The organism is Myxococcales bacterium (assembly GCA_016712525.1).
Classification (GTDB): Bacteria; Myxococcota_A; Polyangia; order Polyangiales; family Polyangiaceae; genus JAAFHV01.
The window spans coordinates 609,577-631,580 of the sequence record JADJQX010000006.1; the positions used below are offsets into that span (position 1 = coordinate 609,577).

A 22,004-nucleotide genomic window follows, 5' to 3' on the forward strand; every position below is an offset into this window, starting at 1 on the left:
CCCCGGGACGGAGGAGCTGGGGAACGCACGATCCGCCCGAAAAAAAGGCCGAGGTTGTCGTGGCCGACCCCGCCGCTCGTTGCTATAGCGCGCGCGGCGCGAACCCGCGCACGTCAGGAGCTCGGTTCATGAGGAAATCGCTCGGGGTCGCGGTCGCGGCCCTCACGCTCGGGGCGCTCGCCCCGTCGGCCGCAGAGGCAGCCCCGAAGCTCCGCAGGCAGTGGAACCTCCACGGCGACTTCGTGCTCGTCGGCAACACGCTCGGGCAAGAGTGCCGCACCGGGTCTCAGGCCGCTCCGGCGCCCGTCGTCGGCACCGTCGGCGCGTGTGGCCTCAACACGGCCGACTCGGCGTACGACGTCTTCTGGCGCAGCGAGGACCCGGCGAACGGCCAGGCCACCGCGAGCTCCTCCGTCACCCTCGCCAACGCCCGGAGCTCGGCGGTGCTTGGCACGGGTGCGCGACGGAACGTCGAGGTCCCCGCGGGCGCCCGCATCGTGCACGCGCAGCTCTACTGGGCCGCCACGCTCCTCGCGGCTCCGGCGAAGCGCACGGTGGTGCTCGACCGCCCCGGCGGCTTCCAAGCGACGGTGAACGCCGACGAGTCGCTCACGGTGCCGGCCGGCGGAAACGTGTATTATCAAAATACCGCCGACGTGACGGCCCTCGTGCGCGCGCAGGGACCGGGGACGTATCGGGTGTCGGGGTTCGACTCGCAACCCGTGGTCGACCAGACGATCAACGACGCCTTCGCCGGGTGGACGCTCGTCGTCGTGTACGACAGCCCTTCGGAGCCGGTCCGTAACGTCACCCTCTTCGACGGCCTCACGTTCGTCGATCTGGGCGCGAGCGCCACGGTCAACCTCGCGGGTTTCCTCGTGCCCACCATGGGGTTCGATGCCAAGCTCGGCGTGCTCGCGTACGAAGGCGACGACGGCGGCACGGGCGACTCGCTCGCCTTCAAGTCGAAGAGCGCCGCGGCGCCCACGCTCCTCGGGGACGCCCTGAACCCCTCCTCGAACCTGTTCAACGGCACCCGCTCGGTGTTCGGCTTGCCCGTGAGCGTCCCGGGCGATTTGCCCCGTCAGACCGGCGGCGCGCGCAGCATGAGCGGGTTCGACATGGACGTGCTCGACATCACGCCCCTCGTGCGAGCAGGGGACGATTCGGCCACGATCACCGCGAGCTCGACGAGCGACAAGTACGCGATCGGCGCGCTCGTCACCAGCATCTCCACCCTCGCACCGGACCTCTCGTCCACCACGAAGACCGTGCGCCCGATCGTGAGCCGACCGGGGGACGCCGTCTTCGTCGGCGACACGGTCGAGTTCGAGCTCACCGTGCGGAACACCGGGAACGACGACGCCCTCGACGTCACCCTGACCGACGTCCTCCCCATCGGGTTCACCTACGTCGCGGGCTCGACGTCCGTCGTGAACGGCCCGCTCTCCGGTACGAAGACGGACGCCCGTGACTCCGATGGTGTCGACTTCGACACGGCCTCGCGCACGCTCGTCGTGCGGCTCGGCGCGGGCGCCGACGGCACCAAGGGCGGCTCGCTCGCCATCGGCGAGTCGCAGACGGTCCGCTTCCGCGCCACCGTCGCGGCGGGGCAGGGCGGGCAGGTCCTCACGAACCAAGCCAAGGTCGCGGGCCGCGGCCTCCATGGCTCGCCGCGCGACGAGTGGGCGAGCGACTCGGGCGACGGAGGTCTCCCCGAAGCTACGGCCGTGCCCGTCGACACGTGCGCGCTCGACGCCGAGTGCCCGGGGACACGCTGCTCACGCACGCGCCCCTACGCCTGCGAGGTCTGCAACGGGGACTTCGCGTCGGGCGCCTCTCAGCCCTGCATCGACGCCACGCGGCCCGCGTGCAACACCCAAGGTGCGGCCCGTGGCGCGTGCAGCGAGTGCACGGCCGTCAACGTCTCGCGCTGCACCACGGCCGCGTCGCCCACGTGCAACACGGTCTCGGGCTCGTGCGCCCCTTGCCTCGCCGACTACGGCGCCGCGTCGAGCCGCGCCTGCCCCAAGGTCACGGCGCCGGTCTGCCTCGTCGCCGGCGCGAAGGCCGGGCAGTGCGTCGAGTGCGCCACGTCCCAAGAGTGCACGGGCGCGCGCCCGGTATGCACCACGTCGAACGTCTGCGAAGGGTGTACGAGCGACTTCGGCTCGGCGGGTCCCAAGGCCTGCCCCGCGTCCACGCTCCCGTTCTGCGGGGCCACCGGCGCGTGCGGGAAGTGCTCATCGAACGCCGATTGTGTGGGCCGCGCCGGCCCCATCTGCAACTTGACCACGGGCTCGTGCGGCGCCGTGTGCACGGTCGACGCCGACTGCCGCACGACCGAGTTTTGCGCCGCGGGCTCGTGCACGCCCAAGGCGAAGAACGGCGACCCTCTCTCTCCGGTCGCGCCCATTTCGGGGGAGTGCTCCCCGCAGAACGGGGCGCGGGCGTGCCTCTCCGCCTCGTGTTTCGAGCCCGACGATCGCTGCGGTCTCCCGAACGCCGAGCCGTGCGGCCCGCCCACGAACGACGCCGTGTGCCGCAGCGGAGTCTGCTTCCAGCGCGACGCGAAATGCGGCTTGCCCAAGGGCGAGGCGTGCACGCTCGCGTCCGTGTGTCGCTCGGGCATCTGCGCACCTTCGGGCACGTGCGGCGAGTGCCGTGTCGACACGGATTGCGGCGGGCCAGCGAGCGGCCGCGTCTGCGACGAGCGGACGGGCACGTGCGGAGACGGTTGCCGAGGCCAAGGGGGCAACGGATGTGCGCCTCCCAAGGTGTGCACCTCGCGTGACAGCGAGCGCGGAGCCTGTGTCGACCCCGTTCGTGACGCCGGCGCCGACGCGGCCGACCCGCCTCGCGTCGAAGATGCGGGCCCGAGCGCCCCGGACGCCGCCGCCGATTCTGGAGCGCAACCTCCCGAAGTTGCACAAGATTCGGGTGATGTGAGTGGATGTGCGTGCGACATGTCCCACACGAGGGACGTCCCACGCGGTAGCCTGGGGCTCGCGCTCGGTGCGGGGCTCGCGGCGTTCTTGTCACGCCGCCGCCGCGAACGAGACACCTCGACTCGATGACGATCTCGCCGCCGCCCACTCCAGAGAGGCCCGTGTCGGAGCGCCCGCCGTTCCGACACTCGGTCGTCGTGCTGCACGCCCCCACCGAAGCGAGCCTCGGCGCGCGAATCGTGGTCGATCGTGCCATCGAGGTGGGGCGCGGTCTCCCGGGGCTCCCCGACGACGCAGCCTCCGATCGGCTGCTCTCCCGCCGTCACGCGCGGCTCTCGGCCGACAAGGGGCTCTTCGAGGTCGAGGATCTCGGCAGCACCAACGGCGTCCTCGTCAACGGTGAGCGGGTCGCGCGGGCCGTGCTCGCGGCGGGCGACGTGCTCGAGATCGGCGAGTTCGCGTTCATCGTCGACCCTGCAGTGCCGCGTCGCACGAGGCCGTCGCATACGCGCATCGTCGGGACCTCCGAGGCGATCACGTCGCACGTCGACGCGCTCGAGGCCGTCGCGAAGCTCGACAAGCCCGTCATCGTGCATGGGCCCGCCGGCGCCGGGAAGAGCCTCGCGGCCGAAGAGCTCCACCTGCTCTCCCGGCGAAAAGGCGCTCTCGTCGTCGCTCCGTGCGATCGGCCGGGGGAGATCTCCCGGGTGCTCGCCGAGCTCCTTCGCGACGACGGCTCGCTCGCCGAGTGCTTCGGAGGCACCCTCGTGGTCGACTCCATCGACCGCGCCTCCCGAGACGATGTCCGCAAGATCCCGAGCGTGCTCGGGCTGTCGCGCGAACGAGGGATTCGGGTCGTCGTCTGCTCGCGCCAGTCTCCGATGGACCTCGCGTCCGACCTCGACGACTACGCACAAATCCTTCAGGGCGTCGTCCCCATCGAAGTCCCACCGCTCGAGGCGCGCCGCGAGGACATCCCGCTCCTCGTGCGCCACTTCCTGGCTCCGCTCGGCGCGAGCGCCCCCGACCTCACGCGTGACTTCGTCGCCAAGCTCGTCCGGGGCAGCTCCACGGAGCTCGACGACGTGCCCATGGACCAACAGGTCTTGGCGCGTGCCATGGGAAAGACGGCCTATCCCGACAACGTGCGCGGGCTCTTCGCCCAGCTCGACGCGTGTCTCGGGTACGTCGCCATCGGCGGGGACATGACCGAAATGGTCGTCGCCGATCCCGACGACGACGACGAGGACGAGACGCCGAAGGTCGCCATGCGCCCGGCGAAGATCGCCCGCGACGGCACCTACGTGCAGGTCGAGCGCGAGCGAGTGCACCTGCGTGGGCGCCGTGCGCTGAGGTCGATGGTCGCGCTCCTCGTCGACGCCGCGCTCGCGACGCCGTGGGAGGCCGTCCCCGTGGCCGACCTGTTCGGCTGCGGCTGGCCGGGCGAGGCGGCCGATCCGCTGGCCTCGGCGGCTCGCGTGTACCTCGCCATGTCGACCCTGCGGCGCGTCGGCCTCGAAGGACACGTCGAGCGCACCCAGCGTGGTTATCGCCTCGTGCGCTCGGCCGACCTCGACATCGTCGATCCCAAGCTCGGCCCTCGCGAGCCCGAGTAGGCTCGCGCCGCCTTCGACCCGATCAGCTCAGAAGGAGCCGCTCAGCGACAGCCCGTTCGTGGTGCCGAAGATCGGCTGCACCCCGAGGTTCGAGCGGGACGCCGTGGTGGGCTCGGTCGCGGGCTTCGTGAAGAGGAGGTACGCGCCGATGCCGCCCGCGACGAGCGCGCCCGCCCCGAAGCCGATCGCGAGCGCGCTCGACGTGACGGCGGAGCGGTCCTTGTCGCAGTACGAGAGGCCGGTCGGGGGCGTGAGCGTGCCGCCCGCGACGTTGCGCTGGAGGTTCGCGTCCGAGCACGGGTCACCGCCGCGGTAGTCGTTGTTGGAGGTGGCCTTCCCACGCGCGGCCTCGAGCTCGGCCTTCAAATCGGACTCTTCGCCCTTCAGGCCGATCCACTTCGCGCCGAAGACGACGCTCGTGACGGCGAGCGCGCCGCCCACGACGAGGAGGCCACCGCCCACCACCGTCCGGGTAGGGAAAGGTGTGGACTTTGCGGGCGGCTCGCCAGGAGCCGCCACGTCGACGTCGATGACGACCTCGGCTCCGTTTTGGATGTCGACCTGCTTGGCGCGACGGCCCGACCCCGGGACCACGATCTCGATCGTGTGGTGCCCGCTCGGGAGCTCGATCGACGCTTTGCCCTTCTCGAGGGGGACCTTGCGCCCGCCGTCGACGATCACCTCGCCGCCGCCCGTGCCGGCGGTGACGACGAGCCGGCCCGCGCTCGTGCCCGTGAGCTCCTCGAAGAGCCTCTGGGCGAGCCCTTGGAGCTTCGCGTCGTTGTGGTCCTTCAGCATGTCCGAATAGGTCTCGCGGATGACGAAGTCGGGCTTTCCGCGGCGGAAGAGGTGAAGCTCCACGTTCACCTGCCCGCCGCCGCCGGCCTTGCTCATCACGCCCCACACGTACCTGTCGCTCTTCAGCGTGTCGGCGATGCGCTGCTGGCAGCTCGTGTCGGGTTTGGCGGAGCACTTGAGGGACGTCGTGAGCGAGCCGAGCGAAGGGCTCTTGTCGAGCAGCACCCACCCCGGCGCCTTTCGCGCGCGGACCTTCAGGGCCTCGGCGAGCGCGTCGGCTTGGTCTTGCACCTCGTCCGAGTCGATGCCGAGCACGGCGATGGTGCCCGGCGTGGGAGCGGGCCCGTCGGCGTGGGCCGCGAGGGGGGCGAGGGTCAAGCCGAGCACGACGGGAAGCGCGAAGAGGTGGCGAGCTTTCATAGACCTTCGGCGAGGTTACCGTGCCGGCCTTCGTGCCGTCGAGCCAATGTGCCGTCGCCCTCCGCGCGCGCTACGAAAGCGCCGCGCCGAGGCCCGTTCGTTGTCGGGAAGCGCCGCACATGGTGTACCGTGCGCGGCATGCGCATCACCGGCGGAGAGCTGAGATCGCGGAGGCTCGTGGCCCCGCGGTCGCAGGCCACCCGACCCACGCAGGATCGGGTGCGCGAGGCGCTCTTCTCCATCCTCGTGTCGCGCGGCACCTTCGACGACGGCCCCGCGGCGGTGCTCGATCTGTACGCGGGCACGGGGGCCCTCGCCTTCGAGGCGCTCTCTCGAGGAGCGGGGCGCGCCGTGCTGGTGGAGAAATCGCGCGAGGCCCTGTCGGCGATTCGCGAGAACGTGAGCGAGCTCGGGCTCTCCTCGCGGGTCACGGTCCTCTCGGCCCCTTGCGACAAGGCCCTCGCCGACCCGCGCCTCGCGGGCCCGTTCGACCTCGTCTTCCTCGATCCTCCCTACGCCGACCTCGCTGCCGCTGCCGCCGTCGTCGCGCGCTTGCCGTCTCGGCTCGCGCCCGGGGCCCGGGTGGTCCTCGAGCACGCGTCGGCCGATCCGTGCCCCACGATCGAGGGATTTTCTTTAGAAGATACGAGGGTTTATGGCGACACCGCGCTGTCGCTCCTCCTCCCCAGCGACGTGGGCCTTTCGCAAACTTGAAGGATGACGCGCCGAGCCCTGTATACTTGGGCGGTTTCGAGGCCCGTGGAAACCGCGCATCCCGATCGAGGACCCTAGGACATGAGCTCTCCGTCTACGCCCCCCGCTGCGGGCGTTCCCTCCGGTAACGGCAAGTACTACGCCATCGCAGTCGTGCTCCTCCTCCTCATCGGTGGTGTGATCTTCTGGCAGAAGTCGAAGAGCGATCCCACGCCGCCGCCGCCTCCTCCTCCGTCGGCCACCGCGTCGTACGCGCCGCCGCCGCGCAAGGTCGAGGACGACATCCCGCTCCCGCCCCCCGTCGAGGACGCGGGCCCCGAGACGGGCCCGAAGGTCGTGCAGAGCGGGCCTCAGACGTACGGCTGCGAGGTCAAGAAGTGCGCCGGCTCGCCCGCGGGCGACATGGAGTCGATGCTCGCGTTCCGCGCGAAGGCGGCCCACAAGTGCTACGACCAGGCGCTCGCGACCGACAGCACGCTCTCGGGCGGCGTCACGATCGCCCTCCGCATCGGCACGAACGGCGCGGCCTGTTCGGCCGGCGTCGCCTCGAACTCCACGGGCAACCAGGCGGTCGCTCAGTGCATCGCGAACGCCATGCGCAACGGCGCGTACCCCGCCCCGAGGGGCGGCTGCGTCGACGTGAACGTCCCGATTTCGCTCAGGAACAAGTGATGCGGGGCGCGCCGGCGCGTGGCTCTCGTTCCCTCGCGGGAGGCGTGAGGCTCGTCGCGTCGTGCGCGCTCCTCCTCGCCGTCGCGGCGGCCTGCGGAGAGACCCGCCGGCCTCTCGGCGACGAGTGCCTCCGCGACGACGATTGCCTCTCGAGCGCGTGCTCGGGGCGCGTGTGTGTCGCGCAGCCGCCTCTCTCGAGCGAGGATCTCGGCCCGCCCGATCGAGGGGCCAAGCTCCCCGACGCGACGACCAACCTGCCGCAAGACGCAGGGACCTTCGGTGGATGAGCCGGTCTTCGGTGTCCTCCTCGACGTCGCGTACCGAGGCACCACCTTCTCGGGCTTCGCGATCCAGAAGGAGGCTCGGACCGTCGAGGGGGAGCTCCGCGGCGCCATCCTCGCGATCGATCCGCGCGCCTCGACCACACGAGGGGTGAGCCGCACCGACGCCGGCGTTCACGCCGAAGACCAGAAGGTCGCGTTCGACGCGCGCCTCCCGGTGCCCCCGCGGGGCTGGGTGCTCGCCCTCAACAAGCACCTCCCCGACACCCTCGCCGTGCGGGCGGCGCGTTCTGTAAGTCCTGGATATAACCCACGATTTTCGAGCTTGTGGAAGCGCTACCGGTACCGCCTCCTGCTCGACAAGGTGCGCGATCCCGCGTTCGCCGACAGGTCGTGGCGCGTGGGATGGGACGTGTCGCTCGAGGCCATGCGCGCCGAGTGCGAGGCCGTGCTCGGGACCCACGACTTCGCCGCGTTCCGGAGCGCGGGCGACGAGCGCGAGGTGACCGTCCGCGACGTGAAGCGGCTCGAGATCGAGGTCGACCCGCGCGACCCTCGGCAGGTGGCGATCGCCATCGAGGGGAGCGCGTTCCTCTACAACATGGTCCGTATCGTGGTCGGCACGCTGGTCGATGTCGGGCGAGGGCACCTCGCGCCGGGGGCCTTCGCGCGCGCCCTCGCGTCGCTCGATCGCCGGGACCTCGGGCAGACGGCGCCCCCCGAGGGGCTCTGCCTCGAGCACGTCGAGCTCGCGCTACCCGAGGGGGCCTCGGCGCCCTGGCCGGGCTGAGGCTCGGACGGTGAGCCCCCGCGTCCACGTGCGAGCCCCGCGCCCGACCGACGGGCGCCGCCTCGCGGGGCTGTGGAAGGTCCTCTGGGACGTCCACGAGTCGTGGGGGAGCTACCCCGGCTCGACCGACCCCCGCGTCTACGACGACCTCGCCCAGCGCCTGTCCGACGAGGCCCGCGCGCGCGGGAGCTCTCCGCTCCATGGTCGTCACGTGCACCTCGTGGCCGCCGTCGGCGATTCGCCCGGCGAAGACTCGATCGCCGTAGGCCAGGTCGAGGGCTGGATCGATCGGCACGGCGAGAGCCCCAAGACGAAATGGACGTGCGAGGTGCGATCGCTCGTGGTCGCCGAGGACGCGCGGCACCTCGGGGCGGCCCGTGCCCTGCTCGACGAGCTCGCGAACGTCGCGCGGCACGCCCTGCATGGCGCCCCGGCGGTGCTCGCGGCCGAGGTGCTCGACGCGAACCCGGCGATGGCGTTCTACCGCAAGCTCGGCTTCGTCATGCCGGTGCACTCGGTGCGGGTCGCGACGTCGTCGGCGCGCGCGCAGGCTCCGGCTCCCGGGTTCGTCGGGCGCGTGGCCGTGCCCGAAGATGCCTTGCCCCTCGCGTTCCTCGACGCGAACCTCGCCGAGCGGCGGCGCCTCGTGGGCGACTCCCGCTTCGACGGCCCTCGGGCGCTCGACGCGGCGTTGGTCGACGCGATCGCGCTCCACCTCGGCAACGCCACGCGGCGTGCGCCGACCGATCCGGCCGAGGTGGTCGTGGTCGATCGCAGGAACGTGCCGCGCGCCTCGGCGACCCTCGTCTTCGCGACGCTCGAGCCTCCCTTCGTGCCCGGGGTGCGCGCCGTGCTCTCGCGCCCCTCGTTCGACGCGACCACCTCGCCGTACCTGCTCTTCCCGGCGCTCGTCCAGCTCGCGGGCAGGCTCGCGTGCCTCGCCGGCGCCGAGCACCTCGAGATCGTGGATCTGCCCGGGCTCGAGACCGACACGACCCGCGCCGCGCTCGCGACGGGGGCCGTGCCATGGTCGCGTGTGGCCCTCCGTAACGTCTGAAAACTACAGGGGTTACGCGTTCTCGAGGTGCTTCTTGACGAGCTCCCGCGACCACGCGTCGAGCTCGTCCCTCGCGCGCGGATCGAGCGCGACCTGGCTGGGCGTGCGCTCACGCTCGGCGTCGTAATAACGGCCCGACTCGCTCGCGAGCGAGGGATCCGTGGCGCATCGGAGCTGGGTCCTCGCGCCCTCTTCGTTCGTGACCATGAAGAGCTTGATGAGCCCGCGGAACGGCCAAGGCACCTTGCGCCATACGTCGGACGCGACGACGCCGGGGTGGAGCGAGTAGGTCGTCACCTTCGTGCCTCGCAGCGCCTCGGCGAGCGCCTTCGCGTGCAGCACGTTCATGAGCTTCGACTGGGCGTAGTACGCGAACGAGCCCGCGGCCGACGAGGCTGGGCGGCGGATCATGCCGACGTCGAGGGCCTTCTGCCGGAAGTGGGCGCGGCTCGCCACGTTGACGACGCGCGCCTCGGGGGCCTCGCGGAGGCGAGGCAAGAGCAGCTCGGTGAGCAGGAACGGGCCCACGTGGTTCGTCCCGATGGTGATCTCGTGGCCGTCTTTGGTCGTGCCGGTCGACCCGGCGAGGCCCGCGTTGTTCACGAGCACGTCGATGGGCGCGCCCGAGTCGAGGTAGGCCTTGGCGCACCGCTCGACCGCGTCGAGGCTCCCGAGGTCGAGGCTCACGAAGTCGAGCTTCGCGCCCGGCACCGCGGCCTCGATTTCGGCCATCACGGGCCGTGTTTTGTCCTCCGAGCGGCACGCGAGCACGACATGGCCGCCGCGGCGCGCGAGCTCGAAGGCGGTGGCCTTCCCGATGCCGGTGTTGGCGCCCGTGACGAAGAAGGTCTTCCCGGAGAGGCTCTGCATGGGGCGGCACTCTATCCACCGGGCCCGGCGAGGGAAGGGGAGAGGCGAAGAGGTGGCTCGTAAAGATCCGTGAGCGACTCCGTTGGACGGGTGGGCGCTCGCTCGCTCGGGCAAGCCTCGTAGCCCTTTGGTAGCCTCGAGGGGTGCTGCCGAACGCCACGCGGACCCCGCTCCTCTTCGACGCGTACCCGAGCCTCGCGCGGGCCCTCCCGTTCGTGCCTCTGTGCGACGTCCCCACGCCGGTCGAACCGTGCTCGGCGATCGCCGGCTACCTCGGCCGCCGCGAGGGCGTGGCCATGAAGCGCGACGATCGCATCTCGAGCCTCTACGGAGGCAACAAGGTGCGTCGGTACGAGCTCGTCTTGGGGGATGCGCTCGCGCGTGGGGCACGCCGTCTCGTCACGGTCGGCGGCATCGCGTCGACGCAGGTCATGGCGACGGTGCTCTTCGGCCGAGAGCTCGGCCTCGGCGTGCGTGCCGTGCTCTTCGACCAGCCCCTCACGACGTTCGCGCGCATGCAGGTCGCGGGTTACGCGAAGGGCGGCGCCGAGCTCGTGTACGGCGGAGGGTACGCCGAGACGGCCTACCGTGCGGTGCGGGCGATGGCCAAAAGTTCCGGAAATTACTTCATTTTTCCGGGGGCGTCGGGCCCGCTCGCGAACGTCGGGTACGTGGACGCGATGCTCGAGCTCGGGCGTCAGGTCGAGCGCGGCGAGGCCGAGCGGCCCGACGTGATCGTGCTCCCCACGGGCAGCTCGGGCACCCTCGCGGCGCTCGCGCTCGGCTGCGCGATGCTCGGCTGGGAGACCGAGGTCGTCGGTGTGCGCATCACCTCGCGCTTCGTCGCGAACCACGTCACGATCGATCGCCTCGTGCGCGCCACGTCGAGGTTCCTCCGTGCGCGCGCGCCTCGCTTCCCCGACTGCGCGCGCCGCGTCTCGTACTCGCTCTACCACGGCGCGATCGGCGAGGGGTACGGCTACCCGACGCCCGAGGCCGTCGAAGGCGCCGAGCAGCTCGAGGTGCTCACGGGCACGCGCGGCGAGGTCACCTACAGCGGCAAGGCCCTCGCCGGGCTACGCGCGCTCGTGGCCCACCCGAAGTACGCCAAAAAGTCGTTTTTGCTCTGGAACACGCTCTCCGCCACGCTCCCCGAGCACCACGGCGGCCGGGCGCTCGTGCCCAAGTCCCTCGCGTGGGTGTGGACCCGGCCCACCGTGGCCTAGCGGCCGGAATTTCCCCGAATTTGGAGTTTTTTGCGGCGCCGCGTACACCTTCGGCATGCGGTCTCGCACACCCTTCGTCGCCCTCTCGCTCGTGCTCTCCCTCAGCCTCGCCGGGGCGCTCGTGCCACACGTGTCGCACGCGCAGCCTCGAGAGACCCCGCAGACGCCCGCCGAGGCGCGGAAGCTCTCCGACGCGTTCGTCCAGGTCGCCGACAAGGTGAGCCCGAGCGTCGTGCAGATCGACGTGACCGCGAAGGACGAGCCCGATCCCGTGCTCAAGCTCTTCGGCCGCGGGAGCGACAGCCCCATCGCGCGCGGCACCGGCTCGGGCGTCGTCTTCACGACGGACGGCGCCATCTTGACGAACAACCACGTCATCGAGAACGCGCTCTCGCTCAACGTACGCTTCAAGGACGGCCGCCTCTTGCCGGCGAAGCTCGTCGGTCGCGATCCGGCCACGGATCTCGCGGTGATCAAGGTCGAGGGCACGCACCCCGCCGCGCGCTTCGCCGACTCGGACGCGAGCCGCGTGGGCGAGTGGGTGGTCGCGATCGGCTCTCCGTTCGGGCTCGGGTACTCGGTCACCACGGGCGTGCTGAGCGCCAAGGGGCGCGGCGGGCTCGGAATGAACGCCATCGAGGACTACCTCCAGACCGACGCGAGCATCAACCCAGGCAACTCGGGCGGGCCGCTCTGCGATCTCGAGGGCCGCGTCGTGGGCATCAACACGATGATCATCGGCAAGGGCAGCGGCATCGGGTTCGCCGTACCCGCTAACCTCGCGCGCCGTGTGGCCGAGCAGCTCCTCAAGAAGGGCAAGGTCGAGCGGGCCTGGATCGGTGTCGGCATCCAAGATCTCACCCCCGAGCTCTCGCAGGCCATGAAGCTCGATCCGCGCGCCGGCGTGCTCGTGAGCTCGATCACCCCGAACGGCCCCGCGCAGAAGGCGAACTTGAAGCCCGGTGACGTGATCGCGAGCGTGGCCGGGAAGTCCGTGCACGACGGGCGCGAGCTCGTCCGAGAGGTCATCGCGAACGACGTGGGCAAGCAGGTGCCCATCGAGGTGATCCGCGACGGCAAGCGTTACACGAGCCAGGTCATGCTGACCCCGCGACCCGAGGCAGCGGTGCCCCCTCTGCCGATGTCGCAGCCGATGCCGCAGCAGGGCGGGCTCGGCCTCACCGTGAGGGATCTCACCCCCGAGCAGGCGCAGTCGATAGGTCTCCCGGCGAAGTCCATCGCGGGCGTCGCGAACGTCGTCCCCGGGTCGGCCGCCGACAGAGCGGGCCTCCGGGTGGGCGACGTGCTGCTCGAGGTCGACGGGACGAACGACCCCACGGCCGTCCAGGTCCAGGACGCCGCGCGCGACGGGCAGATCCTGGTGCGCCTCCGCCGCAAGGACGTGGCCTTCTACGCCGTGGTCAAACGGTAAATGTGATTGACGAACTGCGTGGCCGGCCGAAAAACGGCTAGAAGGCCGGGCATGAAGGTCCTGGTCACCGGAGCGAGTGGGTTTCTCGGGAGTCACGTCGCGGAGCGCCTCAAGAAGCGCGGCGACGACGTGCGTGTGCTCGTGCGCAAGTCGTCGAACAAGAAGTTCCTCGACACGCTCGGCGTCGAGTACGCCTACGGCGCCATCGAGGACGCCGCGGCCGTCGAGGAGGCCGTGAAGGGCGTCGAGGCCATCGTGCACTCGGCGGGCATCGTGAAGGCCCGCACCGAGGACGAGTTCTTCGCCACGAACGTGCAGGGTACACGCAACATCCTCGAGGCCGCGCGGAAAGAGGCGCCTGGCCTCCGCCGCTTCGTGCACGTCTCGAGCCTCGAGGCGAGCGGCCCCTCCGCCGACGGTCGCCCCGTGCCAGCGTCGCAGGAGGCGCCCTGCACCGCGTACGGGCGCTCGAAGCTGCTCGCCGAGAAGGCCTGCCTCGACTTCAAGGACGGGCTGCCCGTGACCATCTTGCGCCCCACGGCGATCTACGGCCCACGGGACGTCGAGATCCTCGAGGCCTTCCGCTCGGTGAAGCGCCGCGTGCTCCCGATCACCGGGGACGGAAGTGTAAAGTACACGTTCATCTACGGGCCCGACTGCGCCGAGGCCTGCATCAAGGCCATCTCGGCCGACGTGCCGAGCGGCTCCACGTACTTCGTGGCCGACGGCGACGTATGGACGCAGAAGGACATGATGCAGACCATGGAGCACGCGTTCGGCACGCGCGCGCTCTTCCGCCAGGGCATCCCGTTCGGCGTCGTCAAGGCGGCGGCCTTCTTCGTCGAGGCGTACGGCAAGGCCGCGAACAAGCCGGTGATGCTCACCCGCGAGAAGGCCGCGATGCTCGAGAAGCACTTCGTGTGCGACCCCGCCGAGACCAAGAAGGCGCTCGGGTGGGAGCCCGAGGTGAGGTTCGAGGAGGGCTCCAAGCTCACCGCGCGCTGGTACGAGGCCGAGGGCTGGCTCTGAAGCCACGGTCACGACCTTCGAGCAAGACCGGCGATTCGGCGTGACGAGTCGGCGGGAGGGAAGGACCGGCGCCCACGAAGCGTACGCGTGCTCGGGCCGGCGGGTGATACCCTTCGGCCCGGAGGCTCCGTGCAGAACCGCTACCTCGTCACGTCGTCGGGCTCGAACGTTGGCTCTCGGGTGCTCCCCTCGCTGCTCACGTTCGGCGGGCTCTTGGGGCCCATCGTCGCATTTGCCGGCGTGGCCGCGTTCGCCGTAGAGCTCGTGAACAGGGCGCACCAGGACGAGGTCGTGGCGGCGGGGGGGATCTTCGCGTTCGTCGGGTTCATCACCGCGCTCGGGCTCGTGTGGTTCTGGATCTTCCGCTCGGCCGACAGGCTCCGTGAGTCCGAGCGGCTCGCGCTGGCGGGCGACATGCGCGCGAAGGAGCTCGCGCACTACGCGCTCGTCCGCGTCTTCCGCGGAGACTACCGCTCGCGTGCATTCTACAACCTAGGCCTCCTCGCCGAGCGCCACGGGGACTTCGCCGAGGCCCTCGATCTCTTCACGCGCGCGCGTGGGGCGCTGCCCATGTTCGCCGCGACGCGCGCCGCGAAGCGCATGTCGCTCATGTGCCAGGGGCACGCCGCGTTTACTGCCGCGGCCGTGGGAGACGTCGCGCGCGCGGGAGCCGCGCTCGGCGAGGCGCACAAGGCCATCCCCACGCTCTACACCTCGGGTGTGTTCGACGCGTTCTTCGACGACTCCCACATGGGCCTCGGGGCCGCCTCGATGAACCGCACCCTCGACGAGGTCGAGCAACGGCGCGATCCCCGCGCGATGGTGGCCTTCGCCGGTGCGCTGCTCGCCTACAAGAATGGGCACTTTCGTCAGTGTGTCGACGCGGCCTCGGCCGAAGAAGGCATGCTCCGCGCGAACCTCATGCCCCACGAGGGCGAGCTGCTCGAGTGGCTCAAGGTCGTCGCGCTCGCGAAGCTCTCGGGCGGCGAGTACCGCGCATCGACCACGGCGCCGCTCTCTCCCTGGGCCGAGAAGGCGCGCGGCGCGGCGTGAGGGCGTGTGACGTAAGGTCGCGAAACTAAGTGCGATTTCGGCGACGCCGGGCCACGACGAGGCCGAGCCCGAGGCCGATCGCCCACGGCGCGAGCCCCGAGCCGTCCCTCGCGGCCGAGCAGCCCGACGCCTCGGCGGGGAGGGGCGCGAGGGGCTCGCCGGTCTGGCCCTCGGGGATCGCGTCGGGCTCGGGGGCGTCGGGCTCGGGCGCGGGGTTGTTCGGGAGATCCGGCGGGTCGATCGGGGCGCCGCCGTCGACCTTGGGGCCTGCGTCGGTCGCGCCTCCGTCGGGGCAAGAAGGGCCGAGGCGAAAGCCTCCGATGGGCGACTTGGCGAGGCGGCTCTCGGTGCTCGGGCCGTATTGGCCGTCTTCGGCGATCGTGTCGGTCGGGTTGTTGCGGTTCCAGAGGCGCTGAAAGGCGCGCACCGAGAGGCCGGTGAGGCTCACGCCGCCCGCGGTGAAGTCGTAGTGGACCGGGTCGCTCGCGCCGAGCCAGCGCCACCCGTTGCCTTGGAAGCCCGCGCGCCAGCCGGCGTTGTCGTTCACGTCGACCGCCACGCCCGACTCGTGGTTGCTGCGCCCCGGCGAGGCCGCGAGCGAGATGCCGCACCGCCCGGTCTGGTACCAGCGGTAGAGGAGGTACTGCTGCGGGAGCGTTCGGAGCGCCGAGTTGACGACGAGCCTCACCGTGCGGGTCTTCGCCACGGCCCGGAGGGAGGTGGCCGCGGGGGCCTGGAGGAAGGGAAAAACAGCGCTCCCGAGCGTCGTGTTGGGGATGTCGTCGATGCGCGCCATGGTGCCCGGCCGCAGGCACTGGATCTCCCCCACGAGCTGCGTGCCGAGGCCCTTCACCGAGGCCGTGGTGCAGCTGTCCGTGACGGCCTTCGAGACGGGATCTCCGTCGACGAGGGCGCTCGAGACCTCCCCCGTGGGCTCGTCGTCGTGGATGGAACTACTGGGCTCGGAGTCGCAGCCCGCGGCGGCGAAGGTGAGGCCGAGGGCAGCGAGGACGAGGGGCAGGGCGAGCGCGCGGGCCATGATCCCGAGAGCCTTTCACCATCGAGGCCGACGCGCAACGGCGCGCGCCCGACCGGCATGCATCACGGAACGATCCCCGCGGCCTCCACGTGGTAGCCGCCGCCCGCGTCGAACACGAGGTCGTAGATGGGGAGGCCTTCGCCGAGGGCGTGGAGCGTGCGGGAGAGCTGCCGGGACGCGAGCTCGTCGACGATGCCCTCGAGCCTCCGGATCGCGTCGGTTGGCACGAGCCCGAGCGAGCCCAAGAGCTGCATCGTGAGCCCCCGCATGGTGCGCGCGACCTCGGGGTGGGCGACGAACATCTGCGTCCCCCCGAAGAGCGGAGAGACGAGCGGCACCTCGGCGAACATGCTGGCGTCCTCGGGCGTGCGGACGCGCAGCACGGCCCCCTCGGCGTGGCCGCCCGGGAGCGCTTGGTACACGGTCTCGGTCGAGCCCTCCCACCTCGTGCGGAAAAAGGCGCGGAGGAGGCTCCGGACGAGGGCGGCGCGCGTGCCGTACTCGTCCGCGTGGAGCATCGAGAGCTTCAGGTGGCCGCACCCGAGGTGGTCCGGCGCGGCCATGATCTCGAGCAGATCGTCGACGGCCTCGGGCGGTGGGCTCGTGAAGAAGGCCCGCCAGTCGAGCGTCTCGGACACGTTCTCCACGTGCTTCGCGAGGCGGGGGTGGGCACGGAGAGCGGCGATCGTGCGGTTGCCGGCCGCGATGTCGGTGTGGAGACCACACGAGCCGAACGCGTCGAGGCGCGCGCGGAGGAGCGCGTAGAGGGTCTCGTCGTCGAGCTCGGTGCCGCGGAGCTTCTCGAGCGCCGAGAGCACGAGCAGGAGCTCGCCCCCGTCCCCGCCGGGGGTGCCGAGGAGGGCGCCGTGGTCACGCCCGTCGACGCACGAGAGGTGGCCGTGGGTGAGGAGCGACGCGAGCTTCTGTTTGTGAATGGCGCGCGGATCTCCGAGGTGCTCCCGGATGTCCTCGAGGGAGAGGGTGCGCTTGTGCGCCTCGAAGCCGGGCTCGATGCGCGCGAGCTTCCCGAGGCGGAGGGGCAGCGCGCGTGTCGTCGCGTACCCTTGCCCGCGCCACGCCGCGACGCCGCCGATCATCGACGCGACGAGGCGCATGCCCTTCGCTTCGAGGGCCTTGGCGAGCTCGGGTCCGCGCTCCCCGCTCCGGTCGACCACCACCACGGGATCGTCGGCGTGGAGCTCTTTCGCGACCGACGCGATGTCCTCCGGGAGCACCGAGAACGAGCCTGGCACACGGCCGAGCGGCCCCGAGAGCTCAGCGCGCGCGCGCACGTCGACGAAGTGGAGGAGCCTCGCGTGCCTCGCCGCGAACGACGCGGGCACGTACGGCTCGCGGTGCTCTCCGCGCACGAGCGCCTCGACCCAGGCGATTCGAAAGCTCCGGAGCGCCTGCGGGACTTTGCCGATCTCGGGAATGAGCGAGGTGTCCATGCCGGGGAGCATACATGGGGCCGCGACGCGCAAACGCGAGCAGATCTCCGCCCAGCGTCGGCGTATCCTCGGGTGCGCCATGTACGTCGGGAAGAGCCACACGGCCACGATCACCTCGCGTGGGGTCCGCACCTTCGTGTGCCCGAGCTGCTCCCACGAGGCCCTGGCCATCGTCGTCGGGGTCGGTCAGGGCGCAGGCCAGAGCCCCTTTTTCCTCGACGAAGAGGGCGCGAAGGAGCGCGCGAGCCGCGAGGGCGCGAAGAACGCCGAGGAGAACGCCGCGTTCACGCTCTCCCTGGCGCGGTGCCCGAAGTGCTTCTGGCGCGACGAGCGCAAGCTCACCGCCGAGAAGGCCAAGGCCATCGCGGGGTCGTTGGCCTGCCTCGTGATCTTTCCTCTGTTCGGGCTCTTGCTCGACGCGAGCCACTCCGGTCGGTCGAGCGTGGGCCTCTTCATCTTCGCTCCGCTCGGCGCGCTCACGGCCTACTTCGTCTTCGTGGCCCAGCGGTGGAAGTGGGAGACGGTGGAGAACCGTGTGCATTTCTTGAGCGACGAGGAGCTCGACGCGCTCGGCGCGCTCACGGGCGACGCGAAACCTCGGTCGTAGGGGAAGTTCCGGGCGCCGAGGCGCGTACCTTCGAGTCCCCTCTCGAAGAAGGACGACGATGCCCTCGAGTCTCCCTGCTCTCCCCCTCCCCAAGCTCTCTCTCGACGGAAAACAGCGCGCCGTGCTCGTCGCGGGCCGCACGTTCGAGGTGTCCGGCTTGCCGTACGCCAAGGCGTCGAAGCTCGTGAGGACCTGCGCAGAGCTGTCGGAAAAACACGGCCTCCCGCTCGGGGTCGTGTGGGCCGAGGCGCCCGAGAAGGGTGAAGAGATCTACGGCGACTGCGTCGCGGGGATCGTGCTCTTCCACGCCGTCCACAAGGCGAACAAAAAGACCGGTGAGGCGACCGACTACGCCATCGAGGCCGACCTGCTCTCGCTCAAGTCCGAGGCGGACGTGCCCGAAGACTTCTGGGCGGCGCTCACGGCCGCGGGGGTCGGCGTGAAGCGCACGTCGGAGGACGACGACGACGACGAGAGCGATCCCGAGGAGGCGAAGCTCTTCGGCCCGACGAAGGACGGGACACGCGACGGGGTCTTCCTCGCGCCGTCGGGGTACGCGGTGGCGACCCTCGTGATCGGCGACGCGGAGCTCACGTGCTCCTCGGACGACACGGTCCCGCACGCGCGCATCACCCCCGAGGTCCGTGCCCTCGCGGCGAAGGCGAAGAAGGTCGCCGTCCGCCCCGACTACGCCTGACCTGAACAGAAGATACGCGGGGGCCGCGGGCTCCGAGCAACCTTCGTACCGTCCCGCGTTGCGCTCGGGGCCCAGCCTGACTACCTTGCAGGCCCCAGGGCTCCCGGAGCCCGGGCAGGGCCGCGATTTCGGCCGAAAGGGTAGTCTATCCGACATGTTCGCTTGGGCCATGAAGAAGCTTCTGGGCACGTCGCACGAGCGCGAGATCAAGAAGATCCGCCCCCTCGTCGACCAGATCAACGCGCTCGAGCCCAAGCTTACGAAGCTCTCCGACGCCGACCTCAAGGGCAAGACCGCCGAGTTCAAGCAGAAGCTCGAGAACGGGGCCACCCTCGACGACATCCTCGTCGAGGCCTTCGCCGTGTGCCGCGAGGGCGGAAAGCGCATCCTCAAGATGCGCCACTACGACGTGCAGCTCATCGGCGGCATGGTGCTCCACAAGGGCAACATCGCCGAGATGCGCACCGGCGAAGGCAAGACGCTCGTCGCCACCCTGCCCTGTTACCTGAACGCGCTCGAGGGCAAGGGCGTGCACGTCGTCACGGTGAACGACTACCTCGCCAAGCGCGACGCCGAGTGGATGGCCCGCCTCTACGGGTTTTTGGGCCTGTCGACGGGCATCGTCATCCCCTCGCAGGGCGACTGGGAGAAGCGCCACGCCTACCGGTGCGACATCACCTACGGCCAAAATAACGAGTTTGGCTTCGACTACCTGCGCGACAACATGAAGTTCTCGGCGCTCGAGTACGCGCAGCGCGAGCTCAACTACGCCATCGTCGACGAGGTCGACTCGATCCTCATCGACGAGGCCCGCACGCCGCTCATCATCAGCGGCCAGGCCGAGGCATCGAGCGACAAGTACAAGAGCATCAGCGAGGTCATCCCGCGCCTCAAGAAGGACGAGCACTACATCGTCGACGAGAAGGGCCACTCGGTCGGCCTCACCGACGAGGGCGTCGACGCCGCCCAGAAGCTCATGGGGATCAAGAACCTCTACGATCCCGTGAACCTCGAGTCGCTCCACATCTTGAACCAGTGCCTCAGGGCCCACGCGCTCTACAAGCGCGACGTGAACTACCTCGTGACCGACGACCAGAAGGTCCTCATCATCGACGAGTTCACGGGCCGCGTGCTCGCGGGCCGAAGGTGGTCCGACGGGCTCCACCAGGCCGTCGAGGCCAAAGAGAACGTGCGCATCCAAGAAGAGACGCGCACCATGGCCACGATCACGTTCCAGAACCTCTTCCGCCTCTACAAGAAGATCGGCGGCATGACGGGCACGGCCGACACCGAGGCCGAAGAGTTCCACAAGACGTACAAGCTCAACGTCGTCATCATCCCGACGAACAAGCCCATCCTCCGCAAGGACGAGGAAGACCTCATCTACAAGACGGAGCGCGAGAAGTTCACGGCCGTCACCGCCGAGATCCTCGAGTACCACGAGCGCGGTCAGCCGGTGCTCGTCGGCACGACCAGCGTCGAGAAGAGCGGCGCCATCTCGAAGATCCTGAAGAAGCAGGGCGTGCCGCACGCGGTCTTGAACGCGAAGCAGCACGAAAAAGAGGCGTTCGTCGTCGCGCAGGCGGGGCGCAAGGGCGCCATCACCGTGTCGACCAACATGGCCGGCCGCGGCACCGACATCATCCTCGGCGGCAACCCCGAGATGCTCGCGAAGCTCGAGTTCAAGGAGCAGGGCCGCGAGCCCGAGGCCGAGCCCGAAGAGTTCCAGGCGCTGCTCGAGAAGCTCGAGGCCAAGTGCAAGGCCGAGGGCGAAGAGGTGCGCAAGGCCGGTGGCCTCCACATCGTCGGCACCGAGCGCCACGAGTCGCGCCGCATCGACAACCAGCTCCGCGGCCGCGCGGGGCGCCAGGGCGATCCCGGTTCGTCGCGCTTCTACCTCTCCCTCGAAGACGACCTCATGCGCATCTTCGGCGGAGACCGCGTGAAGGCGCTCATGGAGCGCATGGGCATGCCGGACGACGAGCCCATCGAGCACCCGATGGTGTCGAAGAGCATCCTCGACGCGCAGGCGAAGGTCGAGGGGCGCAACTTCGACATCCGCAAGCACCTCCTCGAATACGACGACGTCATGAGCGAGCAGCGAAAGACGGTCTACACGATCCGTCAGCAGCTCCTCCTCGGCACGTACAAGCCCGAGGTCCTCGACGACGAGGGCAAGCCCACCGGAAAAGCCCGTAAGATCGAGACGTTGCCGCGCATCACGGAGGAGATCGCGCCCGCGGTCGACGCGATGTTCTTGTCGCACCAGGCCGTGCCCGAGGGCGACGAGAAGCCGGCCCAGAAGGCCGACAAGGTGAAGGCGCTCCGCGACTTCGAGGCGCTCCGCAACGACGTGTACCAGGCCTTCGGCTACCGCTTCGACGCGAAGGAGACCGAAGAGAAGGACGCGAAGAAGCTCTACGAGCGCCTCTCGAAGGAGCTCCCGCAGAGCCTCACCGAGCAGCGCGAGCGCCTGCTCGACCTCGTCGACGGCATCGTGAGCGCGATGGTCGAAGAGCACTGCCCGGCGAACAAGGCCGCCCCCGAGGACTGGGACTGGAAGGGCATGCGCACGGGCTTCCTCGAGCACTTCGGCACGAAGCCGAAGGACTTCGACCACCTCGGCGACCGCGCGGACGTGGCCCATGCACTCTACACGCAAGCCGCGGCCATCTTGGACGAGCGCGAGAAGGACATGGGCGTGGAGCTCCTCCTCCGCGTCTTCCGTCACTTCTACCTCGAGGAGATCGACCGCCAGTGGGTCGAGCACCTCACGAACATGGAGCACCTCCGCGACGGCATCGGCCTGCGTGGCTACGGCCAGCGCGACCCGAAGCAAGAGTACAAAAAAGAGGGCTACAACATCTTCGTCAACATGATGGCCACGACGAGCAGCAACGTCGCGACCAAGCTGTTCAAGGTCAAGGTCCAGAAGGAGACCGAGATCGAGCGCCTCGAGCGCGAGGACATGGAACGCCACCAGCGCGCGCAGGCCTCGCTCCAGCTCGCACACGGCGGCGAGCTCTACGGCCCCGACGACGAGGCCCCGCCGCCCCCGCCGCGGAGAGCCGCGCAGGTGCAGATGCCCCCCAAGCGCGAGGCCCCGAAGATCGACAAGAACGACCCGTGCCCCTGCGGGAGCGGCGAGTCGTTCAAGAAGTGCCACGGCGCCATCCTCGAAGACGACGCCTGAAGCGAGCCTCCACGACCACCACGAGCCCTGCGCCCACCCCGGGCCGCGGGGCTCGCGGCATTTGGGGTAGAATATTTCGTAATTTCGAGTGGTTACGGTGCCCGCCCGCGC

At 70.1% G+C, this 22,004-nt stretch carries 18 protein-coding genes; 14 read left to right on the forward strand and 4 right to left on the reverse strand.

The genetic code is table 11. From position 1 onward, the window contains the following. Nucleotides 1-128 precede the first annotated feature (128 nt). Both IPK71_14475 and IPK71_14480 read left to right on the forward strand, forming a co-directional pair. Nucleotides 129-3,077, forward strand: coding sequence for a DUF11 domain-containing protein (locus IPK71_14475; protein MBK8214940.1), 2,949 nt, complete (start codon nt 129-131; stop codon nt 3,075-3,077). Then, nucleotides 3,074-4,564, forward strand: coding sequence for an FHA domain-containing protein (locus tag IPK71_14480; protein MBK8214941.1), 1,491 nt, complete (start codon nt 3,074-3,076; stop codon nt 4,562-4,564). The genes IPK71_14475 and IPK71_14480 overlap by 4 nt, the downstream gene beginning before the upstream one ends. Nucleotides 4,565-4,591: 27 nt before the next feature. On the opposite strand, the gene IPK71_14485 is transcribed toward IPK71_14480, so the two are convergent. Then, on the reverse strand, nt 4,592-5,782 hold the full coding sequence (locus tag IPK71_14485) for a hypothetical protein (protein ID MBK8214942.1): 1,191 nt from the start codon (nt 5,780-5,782) through the stop codon (nt 4,592-4,594). A gap of 138 nt (nt 5,783-5,920) precedes the next feature. Here IPK71_14485 and rsmD point away from each other — a divergent pair, with 138 nt between their 5' ends. The 5 genes from rsmD to IPK71_14510 all read left to right on the forward strand — a co-directional run bounded on the left by rsmD (nt 5,921) and on the right by IPK71_14510 (nt 9,296). After that, a complete protein-coding gene (rsmD, locus tag IPK71_14490) occupies nt 5,921-6,496 on the forward strand; it encodes a 16S rRNA (guanine(966)-N(2))-methyltransferase RsmD (GenBank protein ID MBK8214943.1) in 576 nt (191 codons plus the stop codon). 81 nt (nt 6,497-6,577) lie between these two features. Continuing rightward, nucleotides 6,578-7,168, forward strand: coding sequence for an AgmX/PglI C-terminal domain-containing protein (locus tag IPK71_14495; GenBank protein MBK8214944.1), 591 nt, complete (start codon nt 6,578-6,580; stop codon nt 7,166-7,168). Between the two features lie 44 nt (nt 7,169-7,212). Then, nucleotides 7,213-7,455: a hypothetical protein gene (locus tag IPK71_14500; GenBank protein MBK8214945.1), complete on the forward strand. Its 243-nt coding sequence runs from the start codon at nt 7,213-7,215 to the stop codon at nt 7,453-7,455. Further along, nucleotides 7,448-8,239 (forward strand): tRNA pseudouridine(38-40) synthase TruA, encoded by a 792-nt coding sequence (gene truA, locus IPK71_14505; protein ID MBK8214946.1) that lies wholly within the window; start codon nt 7,448-7,450, stop codon nt 8,237-8,239. The genes IPK71_14500 and truA overlap by 8 nt, the downstream gene beginning before the upstream one ends. A 10-nt stretch (nt 8,240-8,249) precedes the next feature. Further along, entirely contained in the window at nt 8,250-9,296 is a 1,047-nt protein-coding gene (locus tag IPK71_14510) for a GNAT family N-acetyltransferase (GenBank protein MBK8214947.1), read from the forward strand. Between the two features lie 12 nt (nt 9,297-9,308). Here the strand turns inward: IPK71_14510 and IPK71_14515 are convergent, their stop codons facing one another. After that, nucleotides 9,309-10,166 carry an SDR family NAD(P)-dependent oxidoreductase gene (locus tag IPK71_14515; protein MBK8214948.1) on the reverse strand — a complete coding sequence of 286 codons (858 nt, stop codon included), beginning with the start codon at nt 10,164-10,166 and terminating at the stop codon, nt 9,309-9,311. Nucleotides 10,167-10,309: 143 nt separating this feature from the next. Between IPK71_14515 and IPK71_14520 the strand changes: the two genes are divergently transcribed. The 4 genes from IPK71_14520 to IPK71_14535 all read left to right on the forward strand — a co-directional run bounded on the left by IPK71_14520 (nt 10,310) and on the right by IPK71_14535 (nt 14,906). Continuing rightward, the gene (locus IPK71_14520) at nt 10,310-11,392 is read left to right on the forward strand and encodes a pyridoxal-phosphate dependent enzyme (GenBank protein ID MBK8214949.1); all 1,083 of its coding nucleotides are present in this window, start codon (nt 10,310-10,312) and stop codon (nt 11,390-11,392) included. Between the two features lie 55 nt (nt 11,393-11,447). Further along, nucleotides 11,448-12,824: a trypsin-like peptidase domain-containing protein gene (locus IPK71_14525; GenBank protein ID MBK8214950.1), complete on the forward strand. Its 1,377-nt coding sequence runs from the start codon at nt 11,448-11,450 to the stop codon at nt 12,822-12,824. A 51-nt stretch (nt 12,825-12,875) separates the two neighbouring features. Then, a complete protein-coding gene (locus tag IPK71_14530) occupies nt 12,876-13,853 on the forward strand; it encodes an NAD-dependent epimerase/dehydratase family protein (GenBank protein MBK8214951.1) in 978 nt (325 codons plus the stop codon). A gap of 129 nt (nt 13,854-13,982) precedes the next feature. Further along, nucleotides 13,983-14,906, forward strand: a complete 924-nt coding sequence (locus tag IPK71_14535; GenBank protein MBK8214952.1) for a tetratricopeptide repeat protein — start codon at nt 13,983-13,985, stop codon at nt 14,904-14,906. Between the two features lie 25 nt (nt 14,907-14,931). Here IPK71_14535 and IPK71_14540 read toward each other — a convergent pair whose 3' ends face one another. Together IPK71_14540 and IPK71_14545 are read right to left on the reverse strand one after the other, a co-directional pair. Then, complete coding sequence (locus IPK71_14540; protein ID MBK8214953.1) at nt 14,932-15,945, reverse strand: D-alanyl-D-alanine carboxypeptidase family protein; 1,014 nt, start codon at nt 15,943-15,945, stop codon at nt 14,932-14,934. Nucleotides 15,946-16,007: 62 nt separating this feature from the next. After that, on the reverse strand, nt 16,008-17,396 hold the full coding sequence (locus tag IPK71_14545; GenBank protein ID MBK8214954.1) for a rhodanese-like domain-containing protein: 1,389 nt from the start codon (nt 17,394-17,396) through the stop codon (nt 16,008-16,010). Between IPK71_14545 and IPK71_14550 the strand changes: the two genes are divergently transcribed. The 3 genes from IPK71_14550 to secA all read left to right on the forward strand — a co-directional run bounded on the left by IPK71_14550 (nt 17,380) and on the right by secA (nt 21,893). After that, a complete protein-coding gene (locus IPK71_14550; GenBank protein MBK8214955.1) occupies nt 17,380-18,003 on the forward strand; it encodes a hypothetical protein in 624 nt (207 codons plus the stop codon). The two genes, IPK71_14545 and IPK71_14550, sit on opposite strands and share 17 nt — an antisense overlap. 58 nt (nt 18,004-18,061) lie before the next feature. Further along, the gene (locus IPK71_14555; GenBank protein ID MBK8214956.1) at nt 18,062-18,700 is read left to right on the forward strand and encodes a hypothetical protein; all 639 of its coding nucleotides are present in this window, start codon (nt 18,062-18,064) and stop codon (nt 18,698-18,700) included. Between the two features lie 154 nt (nt 18,701-18,854). Next, nucleotides 18,855-21,893, forward strand: coding sequence for a preprotein translocase subunit SecA (gene secA / locus IPK71_14560; protein ID MBK8214957.1), 3,039 nt, complete (start codon nt 18,855-18,857; stop codon nt 21,891-21,893). The last annotated feature ends 111 nt before the right edge of the window (nt 21,894-22,004 follow it).